This window comes from Streptomyces sp. NRRL F-5123 (assembly GCF_000721495.1).
Taxonomy (GTDB): domain Bacteria; phylum Actinomycetota; class Actinomycetes; order Streptomycetales; family Streptomycetaceae; genus Actinacidiphila.
The window spans coordinates 167,311-184,754 of record NZ_JOHY01000005.1 but is presented as its reverse complement, the minus strand read 5'-3'; the positions used below and the strand labels follow the sequence as shown (position 1 = coordinate 184,754).

Below are 17,444 nucleotides of genomic sequence, written 5' to 3'. Positions count from 1 at the left end.
TCTGCCCGGCGGTCTCCGGCGTGCCCGTGCCGCCGCCTGACCCCGAACGGCAGCGGGCCGCAGGCCGCGGGCCCGTGCTCCGCCGTGCGCGGCCAGGGGGCGGGCCCGTGCTTCGCCGTGCGCAGCCACGGAGCCCGCTCCCGGCCGCCCCGTGCCGTGCTCCGGCCCCCGGCCCGTCCGCGGGGCCCTCGGGTGGCGCCTTCCGCGGTCCTCACGTCCCTTCCCGGCGGCCGTTTCGCGACGGCGTCCGGCCCCCCACCGGGGCCGACGGGCAGGGCCTCCGCTCAAGATCGGCGTTGTCAGACCCTCCCACTACCTTCAGTGGTGTCGCGCCGGTCAGGCGCGCAAATCCCGGCGTGTGCAGAGGAGATGACGCGTTGTCCGAGTGGGAGCCCGACTGGGGGAAATCCAGCACGGTGCGGGTGGTGGCGCCCGCCAGTCCGCGCAAGCTCGCCAAGGTGCCGTTCGTCGAGCTGGCCGACGGGCGGTTGCAGGGAGTGGTGTCGAGCGGCTCGGACATAGCGCGGGTGTACGTCTCGTCGGTCGCCGCGGGCTCGTTCGCGTTCACCTGCAGCACGAACAACAACCGCCCCTGCGGCGGCGCGCGCGGCATGTTCTGCAACCACATCCGCGCGCTCGTCGGCGAGGCCGTCCTCCAGTACGGCGCGCAGCGCGTCGCCCGCTACATGCGGCTGGATCCCGTCGAGGCCGGGGCGGACTCCGACGCGGTCCTCACGCCGATGGTGCAGGCCCGCCCGCAGCAGGGCGACTCGTCGGCGGCCGCCTCCGTCTTCAGCCGCTTCCTGCGCCAGCTGAGCTACCTGGAGCTGGCGCCGACCACCGCGCCGCTGCCGGAGATGCAGTGGTTCCCGCCGACCAGGGCGGTGGCGTGATGCGGGCGGACGTGCTGGCCGAGGAGATCGACGGGCTCGACGAGGCCCTGGCCGTCGTCGACGCCTTCGACGAGGCGCTTGCCTCCGGCCTGCTGCGCCCGCAGCCCGCGCAGGCGGCGGGCCTGGCTGCCCTGGCGGGCGCGCTCGCCGGGTCGCCGCTGGCCGGGAAGGTCGCCGAGGCCGCGGAGAAGGCCGCGGCGGGGGCGGCGGGCGAGGACCACTTCGTTGCGCTCGCCGCGGGCCGCACCGCCCTGCTCGGCTCGGTTCACGACGCACTGGCCGCCCGTGCGGCCGAGGCGACGGGGCGGTCCGCCGCCGAGCCCGCCGCCCCGGAGCCGGGTGCGCAGCAGGCGGTGAACGTCCTGGCGGCCGCCCGCTCCTGGCTGTCGGACCTGGCCCGCTGCGGCTGGCGCGGTATGGACCACGAGGTCGTCTCGGGCGCCGCGCCGGTCGTCTCGGCGATGCTGCCGGACCCGGCACTGCGCCGCCTGGCCGCGCTCCTCGACGGGTTCGCAGACGAGCTGGCCGCGTGCTGCCCCGGCGCCGCCCTGGAGCGCCTCCCGGTCCGCCGCTGGGCCGACCTGTGGTCGCGCGCGCTGCTGCTGACGCTTCCCGGCGCCGCCGGCGCGACCGCCGGGGGCCGGGCGACCGGCCGCCTGCTGCCGCTCGGTGTCGACCTGCACGAGCACGCCACGGCCGTCCAGGCCCAGGTGCATGCGGTGTTCGAGCCCGCCGACGGGTCCACGGCGCTGCTGGTGCGGGCGAGCGTGTCGGCGCCCAAGCCGGAGACCGTGGTGGGCGCGGGCCTGTGGCAGCTGCTGCGCCCGCACATGTCGCTGCTGGCCGCCGCGGGCGAGGGCCGCTGCATGGACGTCACGGGCATGCCGCTCACGGCCGAGGGCGATCTGGTCTGGGACGACGCGTGCGCCCGCCCGGGGGAGCCGGCCGACGCGTTCAGCACGGCCAGGGTCGCGATGCCCGCGGCCGCGGACCTGGCGACAGCGCCGCTCGACCGGCACCCGGCGCGGATCGCCGTCCCGGTCTTCGTGGAGGGCTACACGGCCGCGCAGGACGAGGAGAAGGGCCTGGTCCTCACCTTCGCGGGCGGTGAGCTGCCCGTCGACACCGACCGCGTCCCGGTCGCCGGCCCGCTGACGCCGGAGGCCGTCGCGAAGTCCGCCGCCTGCATCGGCCTGCTGCGCTGGGACGCGGGCGCCTTCCGCCTCCAGCCGCTCGCCGTCGAGAGCGTCGTCCGCAAGAAGCCCGTCGCGCTGCACGCGGGGGCGTGGGCGGGCGGCACCGCCGACAAGACCGGGGCCAAGGCGGAGAAGGCCGCCACCGACGCCGCCGCGGCGTTGCGGGAGCGCGCGGGAAGGCTGCTGCGGAAATGACCGACCAGCACACCGCGCCCGAATCCGCGCCCGCGCCCGCCCACGACGCCCGGCGGCAGGTGGTCTACTGGCGGCTGCTCGCCCGGCTCTTCGACCAGGAGGAGCAGCCGGCCCTGGAGTCCGCGAGCCTGGCCGTCGTCGAGGACATCGGCCTGCCCGGAGCGCTCCTCGACCCGCAGGTGTCCGTCGACTCCCTGGTGCAGCGCCACCCCGAGCTGGCGGCCGAGTTCGACGGCCTGATGGTCCCGCGGCCACCCGAGCCGGACGGGAGCGGCGCGGACGACGGGGACGACGTCGACGATGCGGACGACGACGGCGGTAACGCCGACGATGCCGACGACGGCAGGGACCGCGCAGCAGAGGTGCGCCGCGCCGCCCTGGTCTCCAAGGTGCTGCTCAACGTCTTCGCGACCGGCGGCGGGGCCGTCACCGCGGGCCAGCTGGCCCGCTGGCAGGCCGACGCCGGCTGGCTTGAGCGCGCCCTCGGCTGCCGTCCCGGCGAGCTGCGCGGCGGCGGCCGGGGCGTCAGCCCGACCGGTACGGGCGCCGGGCACGGCGCACCCGACCTGAGCCGGCTGATCCCGGCCATCGGACCGGACCTGGCCGCGATCGAGGCCGACCTCGTCAAGCGGATGCAGCTGCGCGAGGTGCTGGCCGATCCGCAGCTGGCCGCCCGGCTCACGCCGAGCATGTCGCTCATCGAGCAGTTGCTGCGCGACAAGAACAACCTGTCGGGGGTCGCGCTGGCCAACGCCAAGGCTCTGATCCGCCGCTTCGTCGACGAGGTCGCCGAGGTGCTGCGCACCCAGGTCGAGAAGGCCACGGTCGGCGCGATCGACCGGTCCGTCCCGCCCAAGCGGGTCTTCCGCAACCTGGATCTGGACCGCACGATCTGGAAGAACCTCACCAACTGGAGCCCGGAGGACGAGAAGCTCTACGTCGACCGGCTCTACTACCGGCAGACCGCCCGCCGCACCACACCGCAGCGGCTGGTCGTGGTGGTCGACCAGTCGGGCTCGATGGTCGACTCGATGGTCAACTGCACCATCCTGGCCTCGATCTTCGCCGGGCTGCCCAAGGTCGACGTGCATCTGATCGCGTACGACACGCAGGCCCTCGACCTCACCCCGTGGGTGCACGACCCGTTCGAGACGCTGCTGCGCACCAACCTCGGCGGCGGCACGGACGGCACGGTCGCCATGGCCCTGGCGCAGCCGCTGATCGCCGAGCCGCGCAACACCGTCGTGGTGTGGATCTCCGACTTCTACGAATGGCGCAGCGAACCGCTCTTCGAGAGCATGGCCGCGATCCACCGCTCGGGCGCCCGGTTCATCCCCGTCGGCTCGGTGACCAGCTCCGGCCGCGGCAGCGTCAACCCGTGGTTCCGCGAGCGCTTCAAGGATCTGGGCACGCCGGTGCTGTCCGGCCACATACGCAAGCTCGTCCACGAGCTGAAGTCGTTCCTCACCTGATCCGGGCCGTGCCGCCCGACCACCTCCGCCGCGAAGGCGGCCCCTTCACACGTTCGACCCTCTTGCGAGAAAGGCCCTGACATGTCCGACCTGCTGCGCGCGCCCGCGGAGATCAAGTACGCCGAGGAGCTGGACTGGCTGGAGTCCGTCGACGACGGCCCGAAGCCCTTCACGTGGCGGCTGTCGCCCAAGATGGTGCGGCTGTTCGTCCTCGGCTCCGAGCGCTCCGACGGCCTGGACCGGGAGATCGCCCCGAAGTGGTTCGGCGACCGCAGCTTCGTGGAGCGCTCGATCGTCACCCTCGCCTCCGACCGCGGCCTGCTGCTGATCGGTGACCCGGGCACGGGCAAGAGCTGGCTCGCCGAGCTGCTGTCCGCCGCGATCTGCCGCAATTCCACCCTCGTCGTCCAGGGCACCGCCGGCACCACCGAGGACCACATCAAGTACTCGTGGAACGTCTCCCAGGTCATCGCGAGCGGCCAGTCGCGCGACTCGATGATCCCCTCACCGATCATGACCGCGATGGAGGCCGGCGCGATCGGCCGCTTCGAGGAACTGACCCGCGCCACCAGCGACGTGCAGGACGCGCTGATCTCCATCCTGTCGGAGAAGTACATCTCGGTGCCGGAGCTGGGCGGCGACACCGCGGAGGTCGGGGAGGGCGGCACCGCCGACAACATCGTCTTCGCCAAGCCGGGCTTCTCGGTCATCGCCACCGCCAACAGCCGCGACCGCGGCGTCAACGACCTGTCGTCGGCCCTCAAGCGGCGCTTCAACTTCGTCCGCATCCCGGTGGTGACCAACAAGAAGAGCGAGGCGGAGATCGTCCGTTTCCGCACCGAGGAGCTGCTCCGCCGGCACTCCATCGACCTCGACGTGCCGCCGACGCTGCTGGACGTGCTGCTCCAGAGCTTCGCCGATCTGCGCGCCTCGGCCGCCGCGGCGGGCAGCGACGACGAGAAGCTGGAGTCCGCGCTGTCCACCGCCGAGCAGATCGGCGTGCTGGAGGACGCGATCCTCCACAGCACCTTCTTCGGCGAGCGCAGCCTGACCGCCCGCACCCTGGCCGTCTCCCTCGTCGGTTCGCTGGCCAGGCGCCAGCCGGAGGACCTGGCGATCCTCAACAAGTACCTGCACGGCGTGGTCGAGCCGCGCAGCAAGGACCAGGGCGGCTCCTGGCCGGAATTCCTCGACGGCGGCCGCGACGCGATAGCCACCCTGTCGTGAGCGGCGGGCAGGAGGCAGCGCCCTTCGACGCGCTGCGCGGCCGGCTCCAGGAGGCCGCCGCCGAGTTCGCGGACGGTCCGGACGCCCTGGAGGGCATCCTGCTCGGCATCGTCGACGACGTCGACCGCGCGGTGCACGAGCCGCTGGAGATCTTCCCGGTGTGCCACCACTCGCCGGCCTCCGCCGTCGCCATGGCCCGCCGGCTGCGCGAGAAGCAGCCCAAGGTGGTCTATCTGGAGCTGTGCGAGGACATGGCGCCGCTGCTCGCCGAGCTGCGCAACTGCCGCCTGCCGGTGGCGGTGCAGGCCTTCGCGAGCGAGGTCGACGGCTTCCCCGCCGAGTGGGCGCCGCTGTCGGTCGTCGCCCCGATCACCGAGGCGTCCGCCGAGTACCAGGCCGTCGCGTACGCGCTGGACACCCCCGGCGTGGAGCTGGTGCTCGTCGACCGGTCGTGCGACCACGTCTTCCAGTGGCAGCCGGAGGGCCCGCGCCCCGCCGCCGAGCCCGACGGCGAGCCGGGCGCGCCCGCCCCGGAGGAGGAGGCGGCGCTGCACGGCGACGCCGTCGGGGTGGAGGTGGGCGACCTGCGGCCGCGGTTCGCCGAGCTGGAGGAGTTCCTGCTGCACCACGGGCGGGTGCGGCACTGGTCGGAGTGGTGGCACCAGTACGTCGAGGTGCCGCTCGGCGACAGCGACCACGACACCTACCGCCAGGTGATGCTGCTCATCGGCAGCCTCTTCCGGCGCCTCGCGCCCGGCGACCCGGGCCGCGTCCGGGTGGACGAGGACCGCGAGCGCTACATGTGGACGCGGATGCGTCAACATCTGGCGGCCACCGGCACCGACCCGGCCGACTGCCTCTACGTCTGCGGCGCCTTCCACGCCGCCAGCAGTGTCCCGGAGTTCGGCGTGCACGGCAGCGACACCTTCGAGATCAGCCCGCCCAGCGCGAGCACCTGGCAGTACGGTCTGATCCCGTCCAGCCACGCGGCGATCGAGGCACAGTTCGGGCTCGCCGCCGGGTCGGTGTCGATCGCCGCGACGCAGTGGGCGAAGAACGTCAGGCGCAGCCGGGTCCGGCCCTTCCGGCTCGCCGGGCAGGCCGGCGACCGCAAGCTCCCCAAGGCCGCGCGGGCCCTGCCCCGCGTGCCGGACACGGAGGCGTCCGACCGGCTCAGCGGCTTCCTGCAGCGCCCGCCGGTCCTCGACCGGCTGGACGAGGAGGAGTTGCTCGGCTGGAGCGTCGACGTCGTCCGCGCCGCCCGGCGCAACGGCTACCTCGCCTCCACCGCCGACGCCATCGCCGTCTTCGAGACCTCCATCCTGCTGGCCGGCATGCGCGACCGCGCCAGGCCCACGCCGTACGACTTCCAGGACGCGGCCGTCACCTGCATCGAGAAGGACACCGTGCCGGGCCGCCGGGACGTGCGCCGGATCGTCGAGATCATGATGGGCGGCGACCGGATCGGCCAGGTCGGCTACGACGCCCTTCCACCGCTCGCCCGCGACGTCCACGACCGGCTCGCCCCGCTCGGCCTGAAGCTCCAGCAGCGCGGCGTGCAGCGCGCGCTGCTGGACATGGCGTCGAAGCCGGAGCTCAAGGCCTGCTCCGACGTCCTGTGGATGCTGCGTCACCTGATGCCGCACGGCACCGCCCGCCCCATCATGGGCGAGCGGAAGCTCGGCGAGCAGCCGATCCAGGAGTCCTGGGACGTCGCCCTCGGCACGCACCAGCGGGCCCTGATCGAGCTGGGCTACGAGGGCGTGAGCATCGAGCAGGTGCTGGAGCAGCGGCTGCGGCGCGAGGCCTACGGGCCGCAGGCGACCACCGCGCGCGTGCTGCAGGCCGTCGAGGACGCCACGCTCCACCTGCGCAGCCGCCGGCTCGCCGACGAGCTGGGGAACCGCGCCCTGGAGGTGCTGGCCACCGAGCGCACCGTGGACGGCGCCCCCGAGGTGCTGCGCCGGGTCCGCCGGCTGCTCGCGTACTACCGCACCAGCGAGCCGTCGCTGCCCGGCTGGATCGGGTCCTTCGTCAAGACCGGCTACGCGCACTACTGCACGCTGCTGCCGACCGCCTTCACCGACGAGGACGCGACGGTACGGCAGGTCGCCGCGACGCTCGGCTTCCTCTTCGGCATGGAGAGCCTGGCGCTGTCGCTCGGCTGCGACCGCACGCAGCTGGAACTGGCCGTCGCGCAGTCCCACCCGGAGGAGCCGGCCAGGGTCGCGCTGCTGTGGGCGGCGCAGCTCCAGCTCGGGCGGCTGACCCGGGCCGAGCTGCGCACCCGCTGCGCCGGGCTGCTCGGCAACCCGCTGGTGGTACCTGCCTACCCGCGCTACCTCAGCGGTTTCCTGCACGCGCTGGAGCCCGTTCCGCAGCTCGCGGACTTCGTGGTCGAGCTGGTCTCCGACGCCTTCGCGGTGCTGCCCGACCCGGTGCTGCTGCCGTGGCTGCCGACACTGATCGGCACGCTGCGCTCCGGCGGCGCGGAGCTGGCCCCGCTGCTGATCCGGGAGGCCGGGCGGGTCTTCCCCGGCCGGCTCGCGGCCCTCGACACATGGGTGCCGCCGTGGGCGGTGGAGCCCGCGGCCCTGCTGCCGCCCTCCGCCGCGCCCGCCGCCGCCCGCGGCGCCGCGCTGCTGGCCGCCCACCCTGCGGCGTGCGACGCGCTCGCGGAGCTGCTGGGCTGCGAGGTCACCTGGGTGGTGGCCGAGTCCGGCCCGGGTGGCGCGGTCCTCGCCGCCCGCCACCCGGCGACCGCAGCGGCCCTCGCGGAGATCCTCGGGGCCTGACCCGCCGGGACATCGGTCAGGACCGCCCCGCCGCCGGGGCGGTCCTGACCGATGTCCCGTGGCGCCGGGCCGCGGCGGGAATCCGGGAGAGCGCTCCCCGAGCGGCGGCGCCGCAGCCGCGATCTGGCACTATGTGCCATGCCGTAGCGATTCCCCGGGGGCGCCGTGCAGTCCTCTCCGGCCGGGTCAGCGCCGCCATGGGCCCGGCCATGCTGCCCGCCGTGCGCGACGCGATGCGCCGCCACACCCTGGACTACCCCGCCGAGCGCGCCGTGCTGGAGCTGGGGCGGCTCGGCCCGGAGCAGGTCGCGCTCGGCGCGGCGACGCTGCCGGTGCACGAACTCCTCACCGCCGGCGGGTGCTGATCCGGCGCCGGGCGTCCGACCGCCGGCGGGCTTTGATCCGGCGCCTGGTACCTGACTGCCGCCGTGCCCTGATCCACGCGGAGTCCGCGGTACCGGACTCACTCCTGGAGGCCGGTCGGATCGACGGGGCGGGGGAGGGGCGGCGGTTCCTCCCGGTCGGGCTGCGGCTCATGGGGCCGGGGCCGGCGACGGTCTTCCTGCTGCAGTTCGTCGCCGTCCGGAACAACGTCCTGCTGCCGTTCGTGATGCTCACCTCCGACGACAAGTTCCCGCTCACCGTGGGGCTCTACAGCCTGCTGCGGCACGGCGCGGCGGAGGCGTCCCTCTACTCGCTGGTGATCACCGGGACGCTGCTGTCCGTGCTGCCGGTGATCGCGCTGTTCCTGTCCCTGCAGCGCTTCCGGCGGATCGACCTGGTGACGGGGGCCCTCAAGTAGGGGACCGCGGCTCGCGCCTGTGCCCGGCCCCGACCCTGTGCGGGCTTCGAGGTCTTCACTTCTTGAAGCCCGCACAGGGGATTGACGCCGGTAGTGGTGCGAGGAGTTAATTCCTTCAACCGCCGGTGGGAGCGCTCCCACGTCCCGAGCCGGGCAGCGCCTCCCGGCGGCCACCTTGTCCTGTGCCCGAGGAGTACCGAGGAGCCTGTCCGCATGACCGCACGCGTCCGCGCACGTACCCGTACGCTCACCGTCGCCGCCGCGACCGCCGCACTCGCCGCCGTCACGGCCGTGGTGCCCGCGCACGCCGGCGTGCCCGGCCACTCCGCAGCAGCCCCCACCACGCTGTTCACCCCGCCGGCCAACGCGGACGCGAACGCGCAGATCCTGGACCTCGTGAAGCACTGGCAGATCAAGGACGCCGCCGGTCTGCTCGCGATGACCCTCACCCCGCAGGCCGTGTGGCTCGACGGCGGCACCGCGCCCGACGCCACCCGCGCCGCGGTCGACAAGACCGTCAGCGCCGCCGCCCGCCGCCACCAGCTCCCGGTCCTCGCGCTCTACAACATCCCCGGCCGCGACTGCGCCCAGTACTCGGCGGGCGGCGCCGCGAACACCGCCGACTACCAGGCGTGGATCGACGCGGTGAAGGCCGGCATCGGCAACCGCCCCGCCGACGTCGTCCTGGAGCCCGACTCGCTCGCGCTCGTCCCCTCCGACTGCGGGATGGACGACGCCCAGGGCACCAAGACCGCCGAGCGCTACGACCAGATCCACTACGCCGTGGACGCCCTGGAGCCGCTGGCCGGCACCAAGGTCTACCTCGACGCCGGGCACAGCGGCTGGCACAGCATCAACGACATCGTGCCGCGGCTGATCGCGGGCGGCGTCGACGACGCCACCGGCTTCTACCTCAACATCTCCAACTACCGCTCGGACAGCGAGATCGCCTGGTACGGCAAGCTCGTCTCGTCCTGCCTGGCCTACGTCTCCGCGGGCGGCGACGCCGCGGCCTGCCCCAACCAGTGGTGGTCCGTCAACGACGCCCAGACCTGGCTGGACGCCAACGTCCACACCGCGCCGGCCGCCATGAAGCACTACGTCGCCGACACCAGCCGCAACGGCCAGGGCCCCTGGACGCCGCCGGCCGGCGTCTACTCCGACGCCCAGGACTGGTGCAACCCGCCCGGCCGCGGCCTCGGCGCCCGCCCGACCCTGAAGACCGGCGACCCGCTCCAGGACGCCAAGCTCTGGGTCAAGATCCCGGGTGAGTCCGACGGCCAGTGCACCCGCGGCACCGCCGGCCCCGACGACCCCGAGCGCGGCTACCAGGACCCGGCCGCGGGCAAGTGGTTCCCGCAGCAGGCGCTGGAACTGCTGCACAACGCGAACCCGGCGCTGCTGCCGCACTGAGCCAGGACCCGCGCCGGCCCCGGACCGCCCCCGGGCCGCGCGCGCAGCGGCTCCTCCGCCCGCAGCCTCGGGCGAGGGCCGCGCCCCGAGCCCGCCCGCCGGCACCGCGCCCGGCGGGCGGGCTCTCCGCCTTTCCGGCGTGGGGCCGCCGGTGCCGCGGTGGGCGATGGGGCAGAGTGGCCGCATGCTGCCCGAGGTGCCCTCGCCGGACGACCCGCACGTGCGCCACATGCGCCGCGTGCTGCTGGCCGTCATCACCGGAAGCTTCCTCTTCCTGATCCCCTGGATCGGCTATCTCTACGTGAGCCTGCCCACCCACCGCACGGTGAGCAACTGGCGCTACGCCTGGGTGGGTTTCGACGGCGCGCTCATCGTGCTGCTCGGCATCACCGCGGTGTGCGCGTGGCGGCGGCTCCAGATCTTCATCCCGTGGGCCGTGGCCACCGCCACGCTGCTGTGCTGCGACGCGTGGTTCGACATCGTGCTGGACTGGAACAGCGGCGATCTGGCGGTCTCGATCCTCACCGCGGCCGTGGCCGAACTCCCGCTCGCCGCCCTGCTGCTGCACGCGGCCCGGCGGATGATCCGGCTGACCCTGACCGTCGCCTGGGCGCGGGCCGGGCGAGAGGGGCCCGTGCCGCCGCTGTCCCGGATGTCGGTGCTCGTGCTGACGGAGGACGCCGGGCCTGAGCGCAGGCCCTGAGGGGGCTTTCCACAGGGCGGGGCGCGGGCCTGGCCGGGGCGGGGACGGCTCGGTAAGATCTTTCTGCAAGTTTCGGCACGGTCAACCAGGTTGGCCGGAACGGGGGGAGCAGGGCCATGGCTGTCGCAGCGGAGGACGCGGCGTACGACGTGCTGGTGGTCGGCGGTACGGGCGTCGACACGATCGTGCTGGTGGACGAACTGGCGGTGCCGGCGGGCGACTCCCGTTCCGTCCCGCCGATCAGGGACTACGTGGCGCACACGGGCAACGGGGTGGCGCTCGGCTTCCAGGCCCTGGGCCTGGCCACGGCCTTCATCGACTTCCTCGGCGAGGACGCGCAGGGCCGGATGATCCTGGAGCGGTACGCCGCGACCGGGCTCGACTTCCACCACCTGCCCGCACCGGCCGGCACCCCCCGCAGCGTCAACCTGGTCGACCGGCAGGGCCGCCGCTTCTCCTTCTTCGACGGGCGGCACCCGCTGGACCTGCGGCTGCCCCGGGAGTTCTACCTGCCCTACGTCGAGCGGGCCCGGCATGTGCACATATCCCGCTCCGCGCACGCCGAGCCGGTGTTCGCCGACGCGGCACGCCTGGGCCGCACCATTTCCACCGACCTGCACGCGTGGGACGGCGAGGACGCGTCCGCGCTCCCCTGGGCCCTGGGGGCGGACCTGGTCTTCCTGAGCGCCGCGGAGGTGGGGCAGCGGATACCCGAGGTCATGCGGCGGATCCTGGCGGAGGGCCGGGCGTCCCTCGTGGTCGCGACCGACGGTGCCGCGGGCTGCCATGTCCTGGAGCGCGGGGAGACCGTGCCGAGGCACTTCCCCGCGGTGGTGCCGGAGCGGCCGGTCGTGGACAGCAACGGGGCGGGCGACGCCTTCCTGACGGCCTTTCTGCACCGCCGTCTCTCCGGCGCGCCCCTGGAGGAGTGCGTGCTCGCGGGAGCGGTCTCCGGCGCCTTCGCGTGCGGCGTCCCCGGCACGCACGAGGAGCTGATCGGCGCCCCTGAGCTGGCCGCGGCCGTCGCGCGGGCCACGCCGGCCGGTACGGCGGTGGGCTGACCGGCTCCCGTACGGCGGGGGCCCGGCGGGTGCCGGCGCCGGGGCGTGCCGGGGGCGGTCGGCGGGGGAAGGCGGTCAGCCCGCCTCGATGCGGCGGACGGCGGTGTCGAGGGCGGCGTCCTGCGAGGTGTAGACCTCGCACACCGGGTTGCCGGTCGGCGTCCTGGTGTGGTCGATCTCCCACAGGCTCAGCTCGGTGCCGTCCAGTAGCAGGAACGCGTGCTCGTAGAGCGACCAGGACACCTGCCGCCCGGCCACCAGGGTGCTCCGGCGGGTGACGATGCTGATGTCGTGCGCGATGGCCGCGCGCAGCCGGGCCCGCAGTTCGTCGCCGGGCGCGCTCGGGTTCGCCGCGCGGCGCAGCAGCCGCCGGGCGTGCTCCGCCGAGTCGCCCTCGGTGTACGTGCGCCGGAGCGCCTGGTCCGGGGCCGGGGCGGCGAGCAGGGCGTCCAGGTCGTCGGCGTCACCCGCACCGGCGTCGCCGGTCACCTGGTCGCGCCCGCCGGGACGGCTGCCGCCCGCCGGGTCCGTGTCCCGCGGCGCTCCGCCGAAGGCGCCGTAGGGCACCTCCACCGGGCCCATCGGGCCGCCGAAGGCCAGGTCGACCTCCCACTCGGCGAGGGCCAGATCCTCCGGCTGCGTGAAGACCGTGCGGTGCGGCAGGCCGTCGGGCGCGGTGTCGTGCTCCAGCTCCCACACCAGCCGCACGTCGCCGTCCGGCATCAGGAAGCTGTGCCGGAAGGTCCGGCGGTTCATCCGTCGCGGCGGGCCCTTGGCGTGGCGGCAGGACTGCAGGCCGCAGTGGTGCATCAACGCGGTCCGTAACGTGTCCAGTTCGTGCGCCGCCTCGATTCCGCCGACCGCTCGGGCGAGCAGTCCTTCGAGCTGGTTCGCGGGCGTGCCGCCCGCGCGCTCGGGTTCCGCTGTGTCCGCGAACTCGCCGTCCATACGGTCCTCCCGGCCTCCGCCGTACCGCAACCCCGGCGACTCAGGGTAGTAGGCCCGTCGCCGATTGCGCCCGCGAACGCCGACATTTCCGGGCGTGCGGCCGATTTTCGCGCTCCGCGCGGCATATTCCAGCCTCGCGCGCCCCACGCGCACCCCGCCACACCCCCGCCGCAGGGGCCTCTCGCGTCAGGGGTGTGGCAGCGGGGCGAGCCGGCCGCGGCGCTCCCGGCGGGTCAGCCGGCGGGGTGGCCGGCGGGGTGGCCGGCGCGGTCCGGCTCCGGTCCGGGGAAGGGCGTACCGCAGCGGACGCAGCAGGGTGCCTTCATGTCCTCGCGCATCGCGCCGCACTCGTCGCATACCCGCTCCAGCCAGCAGACCGGGTCACCACCCTCGGTGCGCTCCTCGTGGCCCTGCTCGCCGTCCGCCGTCATGGCTGCGTCCCTCCCGCCGTCGTCGGTCCCCCGGTCCCCTCCGCGGTCCGCGCCCCGTCGCCGCCTTCCGCGGTCCGCTCCTCCCGGGCGTCCCAGCGGCTCCGTGCGCGGCGCAGCGAGCGGGCCTCGGCGTAGCCGAGCCGGGCCGCTGCCTGCTGCGCCGACCAGTTCCCCGCACGCCGCAGGCCCACGGAGAACTCCTCGCGCACCGCGTCCAGTTCCGCCCGCCAGGTGGTGTCGGACTCGGCCAGCCGGCGCTGCAGGGTACGCGGGCTGACGGCGAGCTGCCGGGCGGCCTCGGCCAGCGACGGGCGGCCGTCGGCGAACTGCGTGAGTATCGCCCGGCGCAGATCCGGCAGCGGCCCGGCCGGCCGGTGCGGCGGAACGGCCGCCGCGGTGCGCCGGATGATGGCCGCGAGCGCCGGGTCCGCGCCGGGCAGCGGGGTGTCCAGTGCCCGCCGGGTGAGTGTGATGCTGTCCGCGCCCGCGCCGAAGTCGATGCGGCCGTCGCCGAAGAGACGGGTGTGGCCGGCGGTCCTGCGCGGCGCCCGGTGGGCGAAGGAGACCCGGGCGGGGGTGACCGCCCCGCCGGTGCTGTGCCGTATCACCTGGGTGAAGGCACCCAGGACGAATTCCGCCACCAGCCCGCGCAGTTCGCTGTCCGGGAGCAGCGCGCCGTAGGAGAGGATCACCTCGTCGTCCGACTCCTCGGTGACGAGCGCGGAGCCGTCGCTGAGCAGGTGCAGGTACGTGCCCGCGACCGCGAGTCCCTCGCCCAGCGTGGGGGCCGTGCTGAACAGGTAGTCGAAGAGGTCGAACTGGCCGTGCCGGTATTCCGCCGCGGTGAGCAGTCCGGCGTCCTCCCGCCCGGTGTGGCCGACCACCTGCGTCCACAGCCGGTAGAGGTGCATCGACGGGACGCGTGCGGTCGCCGGGCCGTCGAGGACGTCCGGCCGCAGCCCGGCGGCGCGCAGCAGCCACCGGGTCTCGCTGTCGCCGGTCGCCGCGGCGCGGGCTATCAGCCGGGGCAGGGCGACGCTCTCGGTCGGCCCGGCGTTCGGCGCGGCCACGGCGGTCGGCGGGGACGTCAGGGTCGGCGGCATGCCAGGCACCTCGGGGTCTGCGGCGGCGTATGGGCGGAGGTGAGGGGCGTCGGGCGGGGGAGTCGTGCCGGTCGGAGGGGCGCAGTACGCGCGGTGCCGCCGGTCTTCCGGAAGCCTAACCTCCTCCTGGCGCGTTGCGTCCGCCTGCCGGCGCGTTCCGTCCTCCCGGACCGGGGCGGCGGTGACGATGATCGGACGGACTGGTGTCCTCGGGCACCGGGTGCGCCCGCGCCAGGGAGGGGGCGGGCGTACCGGGGGGAGGGGCACCGGCGCGGACGGGACACCGTCCGCGCCGGTGAGCCGGGCGGCCGGTCTCAGCCGCCACCCGTGCCGTCTGCGCCGGCCGCGCGCTCCTTCGGCCAGTGGCGGCGGCCGAGGCTGACGATCCGCATCCGCAGCCGGGCCGTCTCGGCGACCGAGGCCCGCGCGGCGGTGTCGTCCTGCGGTGCCTCCATGACGGCCGCCGCCGTCAGCACCATGTGGTCCACGTACAGCCCCGCCAGCACCCGCAGTTCCGCGGGGCGCCAGCCCGCCGACTCCGGCTGGGCGGCGAGCCCGGCGGCCACCTCGCTGGTGAAACGGTCGAGTTCGGCGGCGATGGCCTCGCGCACCGGGCGCACCCCGCCGTAGCGCTCGCGCGCGATGAAGCGGACGTGCGCGCGGTGCTCGTCGGCGTACGCGACGGTGAGCGCCACCGCGCGGTCAATGAGGTCGGAGGGGCCGGAGGGGTCGGAGGGCGCCGGGTCCGCCGTGCCGCCGGCCATCACCTCCCGGACGACCGCGTGCAAGCTGCCCAGCGCCTCGCCGACCAGCGCCACGCCCAGCGCGGCCATGTCCGGGAAGTGCCGGTAGAAGGCGGCCGGCGCGACGCCGACCTCCCGGGTGACCTCCCGCAGGCCGAGACTGCTCAGGCTCTGCCGGTCCAGCAGCCGCAGCCCGGCGTCCAGCAGCGCCCGCCGGGTCTGCTCCTTCTGGGCCTGCCGGACCCCTGGTGTGTGACTCATGTCATTCAGTAAACAACCGTTTGCCGACTCCCGCTGCCATTAGACTCATCAGTCAGTGAACAACTGTTATCCGAACCCCCGAGACCGACTGGAGGTGCCGCCGGTATGGCCCTTGTCGTCGTCCTGCTCGGCATCGGCGTCGTGATGGGCGCCGCCGCCCACATGCCGCTCACCGTCTTCGGCGTCGCGTCCGCGGCCGTCGCCGCGTGGCTGCTCGCCTTCGCCGTACGCGAGGCCGTCGCGCGGCGCCGCGGCTGACACCCGCCGCGGCGTCCCGGCCGACGCTTCCGGCCGCCGCCCGCCCAGCGCCGGCCCCACCCGACAACCGCCCACGGAAGAGGACACCGTGAACTCCGCAGCCCACCCGGTCCCGGCCGGTACCCCGGCCGCGACCACCCATGACGCCGACGGCATGGCCGTCGCGTCCTTCCTGCTCGGCCTGCCGGGCCTGCTCGTGCTGAACCTCGTGCTCGGGCCCGCCGCGATCGTGCTGGCCCTCGTCGCGCTCGCCCGCGGCACCCGCCGCCGCGGCCGTGCCCTGCTCGGCCTCGCCCTCGGCGTGGCCGCGGTGGCGCTCCAGGTCGCACTGACGATCGCCGGCCACGGGGTGCTCTGGTCCTTCGAGTGACCCGCGCCCCGTGCGGGCCCGGCGGGGCAAGGGCCCCTGACATGGGTGAAGGCCCGGCCGTACGGCCGGGCCTTCACCCATGTCACGAGCGCGCGGCTGCGCGCCGCCCGCGTCAGCTCAGGTCGATGCCGGGGTAGAGCGGGAAGCCGGCCAGCAGGTCCGACGCGCGCTTGGCGACCTCGTCGGCGACCGCGGCGTCCAGCACGTGGTGCGCCTTCGACAGGCCGCCCTTGGGCGCGGCGGCGGCGGTCGTCCCGGACAGCACGGTGTGGATCAGCCCGGCGATCTCGTCCATCTCCGGCGCGCCGAGGCCGCGGGTGGTGAGCGCCGGGGTGCCGATCCGGATGCCCGAGGTGTACCAGGCGCCGTTCGGGTCCTGCGGGACGGAGTTGCGGTTGGTGACGATGCCCGCGTCCAGCAGCGCCGCCTCCGCCTGCCGCCCCGTCAGCCCGTAGCCCGACACGTCGATGAGCACCAGGTGGTTGTCCGTGCCGCCGGTGACCAGCTTCGCACCGCGGGTGAGCAGGCCCTCGGCGAGCGACCGCGCGTTGTCGACGATCCGGTGCGCGTACGCGCCGAACTCCGGCCGGGAGGCCTCGGCGAGCGCCACCGCCTTCGCCGCCATGACGTGCGGCAGCGGCCCGCCCAGCACCATCGGGCAGCCCCGGTCGACGTGCTCGGCGAGCGAGTCGTCGCACAGCACCATGCCACCGCGCGGGCCGCGCAGCGACTTGTGGGTCGTGGTCGTCACGATGTTCGCGTGCGGCACCGGGTCGAAGTCGCCGGTCAGCACCTTGCCGGCGACCAGGCCCGCGAAGTGCGCCATGTCGACCATGAGCGTCGCGCCGACCTCGTCTGCGATCTCCCGCATGATGCGGAAGTTGACCAGCCGGGGATAGGCCGAGTAGCCCGCGACGATGATGAGCGGGCGGAACTCGCGCGCGGTCTCGCGCAGCGCGTCGTAGTCCAGCAGGCCCGTCACGGGGTCCGTGCCGTAGCTGCGCTGGTCGAACATCTTGCCGGAGATGTTCGGCCGGAAGCCGTGGGTGAGGTGGCCGCCGGCGTCCAGCGACATGCCGAGCATCCGCTGGTTGCCGAACTCGGCGCGCAGCTGCGCCCAGTCCTGCTCGGACAGGTCGTTGACCTGCCGCACCCCGGCCCTGGCCAGGCCCGGGGTCTCCACCTTCTGCGAGAGCACCGCCCAGAAGGCCACGAGGTTCGCGTCGATCCCGGAGTGCGGCTGCACGTACGCGTGCGCGGCGCCGAAGACGCCGCGGGCGTGCTCGGCGGCGAGCGCCTCGACGGTGTCGACATTGCGGCAGCCGGCGTAGAAGCGGCGGCCGACGGTGCCCTCGGCGTACTTGTCGCTGAACCAGTTGCCCATCGCCAGCAGCACGGCGGGCGACGCGTAGTTCTCGCTGGCGATGAGCTTGAGCATCTCGCGCTGGTCGGCGAGCTCGCCGGCGATCGCGTCCGCGACCCGCGGCTCCACCCCCCGGATCACGTCCAGGGCACTGCGGAAGGCGATCGACTCGGTGCTGTACGGCTGCTCGGGCGCTGCCACGGCGGTCCT

General features: G+C 74.5%; 17 protein-coding genes. 12 read left to right on the top strand and 5 right to left on the bottom strand.

Going from position 1 to position 17,444, the window contains the following annotated elements; genetic code table 11:
• The first annotated feature begins 377 nt into the window (after positions 1–377).
• The 10 genes from IH54_RS0107120 (at position 378) to IH54_RS0107080 (ending at position 11,757) form a co-directional block, all read left to right on the top strand.
• Entirely contained in the window at positions 378–893 is a 516-nt protein-coding gene (locus IH54_RS0107120; protein ID WP_031513955.1) for a hypothetical protein, read from the top strand.
• Positions 863–2,284, top strand: coding sequence for a hypothetical protein (locus IH54_RS0107115; RefSeq protein ID WP_031513952.1), 1,422 nt, complete (start codon positions 863–865; stop codon positions 2,282–2,284). Before IH54_RS0107120 ends, IH54_RS0107115 begins: the two co-directional genes overlap by 31 nt.
• Positions 2,281–3,756 carry a vWA domain-containing protein gene (locus IH54_RS0107110; protein ID WP_031513949.1) on the top strand — a complete coding sequence of 492 codons (1,476 nt, stop codon included), beginning with the start codon at positions 2,281–2,283 and terminating at the stop codon, positions 3,754–3,756. Before IH54_RS0107115 ends, IH54_RS0107110 begins: the two co-directional genes overlap by 4 nt.
• An 81-nt stretch (positions 3,757–3,837) precedes the next feature.
• The gene (locus IH54_RS0107105) at positions 3,838–4,983 is read left to right on the top strand and encodes an ATP-binding protein (protein WP_031513947.1); all 1,146 of its coding nucleotides are present in this window, start codon (positions 3,838–3,840) and stop codon (positions 4,981–4,983) included.
• Positions 4,980–7,778: a DUF5682 family protein gene (locus IH54_RS0107100; RefSeq protein ID WP_031513945.1), complete on the top strand. Its 2,799-nt coding sequence runs from the start codon at positions 4,980–4,982 to the stop codon at positions 7,776–7,778. The genes IH54_RS0107105 and IH54_RS0107100 overlap by 4 nt, the downstream gene beginning before the upstream one ends.
• Before the next feature lie 209 nt (positions 7,779–7,987).
• Positions 7,988–8,143 carry a hypothetical protein gene (locus IH54_RS45365; protein WP_159011702.1) on the top strand — a complete coding sequence of 52 codons (156 nt, stop codon included), beginning with the start codon at positions 7,988–7,990 and terminating at the stop codon, positions 8,141–8,143.
• A gap of 170 nt (positions 8,144–8,313) precedes the next feature.
• Positions 8,314–8,580 carry a hypothetical protein gene (locus IH54_RS45360; RefSeq protein WP_159011700.1) on the top strand — a complete coding sequence of 89 codons (267 nt, stop codon included), beginning with the start codon at positions 8,314–8,316 and terminating at the stop codon, positions 8,578–8,580.
• Positions 8,581–8,793: 213 nt separating this feature from the next.
• Positions 8,794–9,993: a glycoside hydrolase family 6 protein gene (locus tag IH54_RS0107090; protein ID WP_031513941.1), complete on the top strand. Its 1,200-nt coding sequence runs from the start codon at positions 8,794–8,796 to the stop codon at positions 9,991–9,993.
• A gap of 184 nt (positions 9,994–10,177) precedes the next feature.
• Positions 10,178–10,696, top strand: coding sequence for a hypothetical protein (locus IH54_RS0107085; protein ID WP_052397154.1), 519 nt, complete (start codon positions 10,178–10,180; stop codon positions 10,694–10,696).
• Positions 10,697–10,812: 116 nt separating this feature from the next.
• Positions 10,813–11,757 (top strand): carbohydrate kinase family protein, encoded by a 945-nt coding sequence (locus IH54_RS0107080; protein ID WP_031513937.1) that lies wholly within the window; start codon positions 10,813–10,815, stop codon positions 11,755–11,757.
• A 75-nt stretch (positions 11,758–11,832) separates the two neighbouring features.
• Here the strand turns inward: IH54_RS0107080 and IH54_RS0107075 are convergent, their stop codons facing one another.
• From IH54_RS0107075 to IH54_RS0107060, 4 genes are all read right to left on the bottom strand, one after another.
• The gene (locus tag IH54_RS0107075; RefSeq protein WP_052397153.1) at positions 11,833–12,705 is read right to left on the bottom strand and encodes a DUF6227 family protein; all 873 of its coding nucleotides are present in this window, start codon (positions 12,703–12,705) and stop codon (positions 11,833–11,835) included.
• Between the two features lie 233 nt (positions 12,706–12,938).
• Complete coding sequence (locus IH54_RS39400; RefSeq protein ID WP_043180044.1) at positions 12,939–13,136, bottom strand: hypothetical protein; 198 nt, start codon at positions 13,134–13,136, stop codon at positions 12,939–12,941.
• Positions 13,133–14,239 carry an AraC family transcriptional regulator ligand-binding domain-containing protein gene (locus IH54_RS0107065; RefSeq protein WP_052397152.1) on the bottom strand — a complete coding sequence of 369 codons (1,107 nt, stop codon included), beginning with the start codon at positions 14,237–14,239 and terminating at the stop codon, positions 13,133–13,135. The genes IH54_RS39400 and IH54_RS0107065 overlap by 4 nt, the downstream gene beginning before the upstream one ends.
• 314 nt (positions 14,240–14,553) lie before the next feature.
• Positions 14,554–15,243, bottom strand: a complete 690-nt coding sequence (locus IH54_RS0107060; protein WP_052397151.1) for a TetR family transcriptional regulator — start codon at positions 15,241–15,243, stop codon at positions 14,554–14,556.
• A 105-nt stretch (positions 15,244–15,348) separates the two neighbouring features.
• On the opposite strand from IH54_RS0107060, the gene IH54_RS46090 reads away from it, so the two are divergent.
• Entirely contained in the window at positions 15,349–15,501 is a 153-nt protein-coding gene (locus IH54_RS46090; RefSeq protein ID WP_031513931.1) for a hypothetical protein, read from the top strand.
• A gap of 88 nt (positions 15,502–15,589) precedes the next feature.
• Entirely contained in the window at positions 15,590–15,871 is a 282-nt protein-coding gene (locus IH54_RS0107050; protein ID WP_043180041.1) for a hypothetical protein, read from the top strand.
• 112 nt (positions 15,872–15,983) lie between these two features.
• Here IH54_RS0107050 and IH54_RS0107045 read toward each other — a convergent pair whose 3' ends face one another.
• Positions 15,984–17,435, bottom strand: a complete 1,452-nt coding sequence (locus IH54_RS0107045; protein WP_031513927.1) for a glycine hydroxymethyltransferase — start codon at positions 17,433–17,435, stop codon at positions 15,984–15,986.
• Positions 17,436–17,444 lie beyond the last annotated feature (9 nt).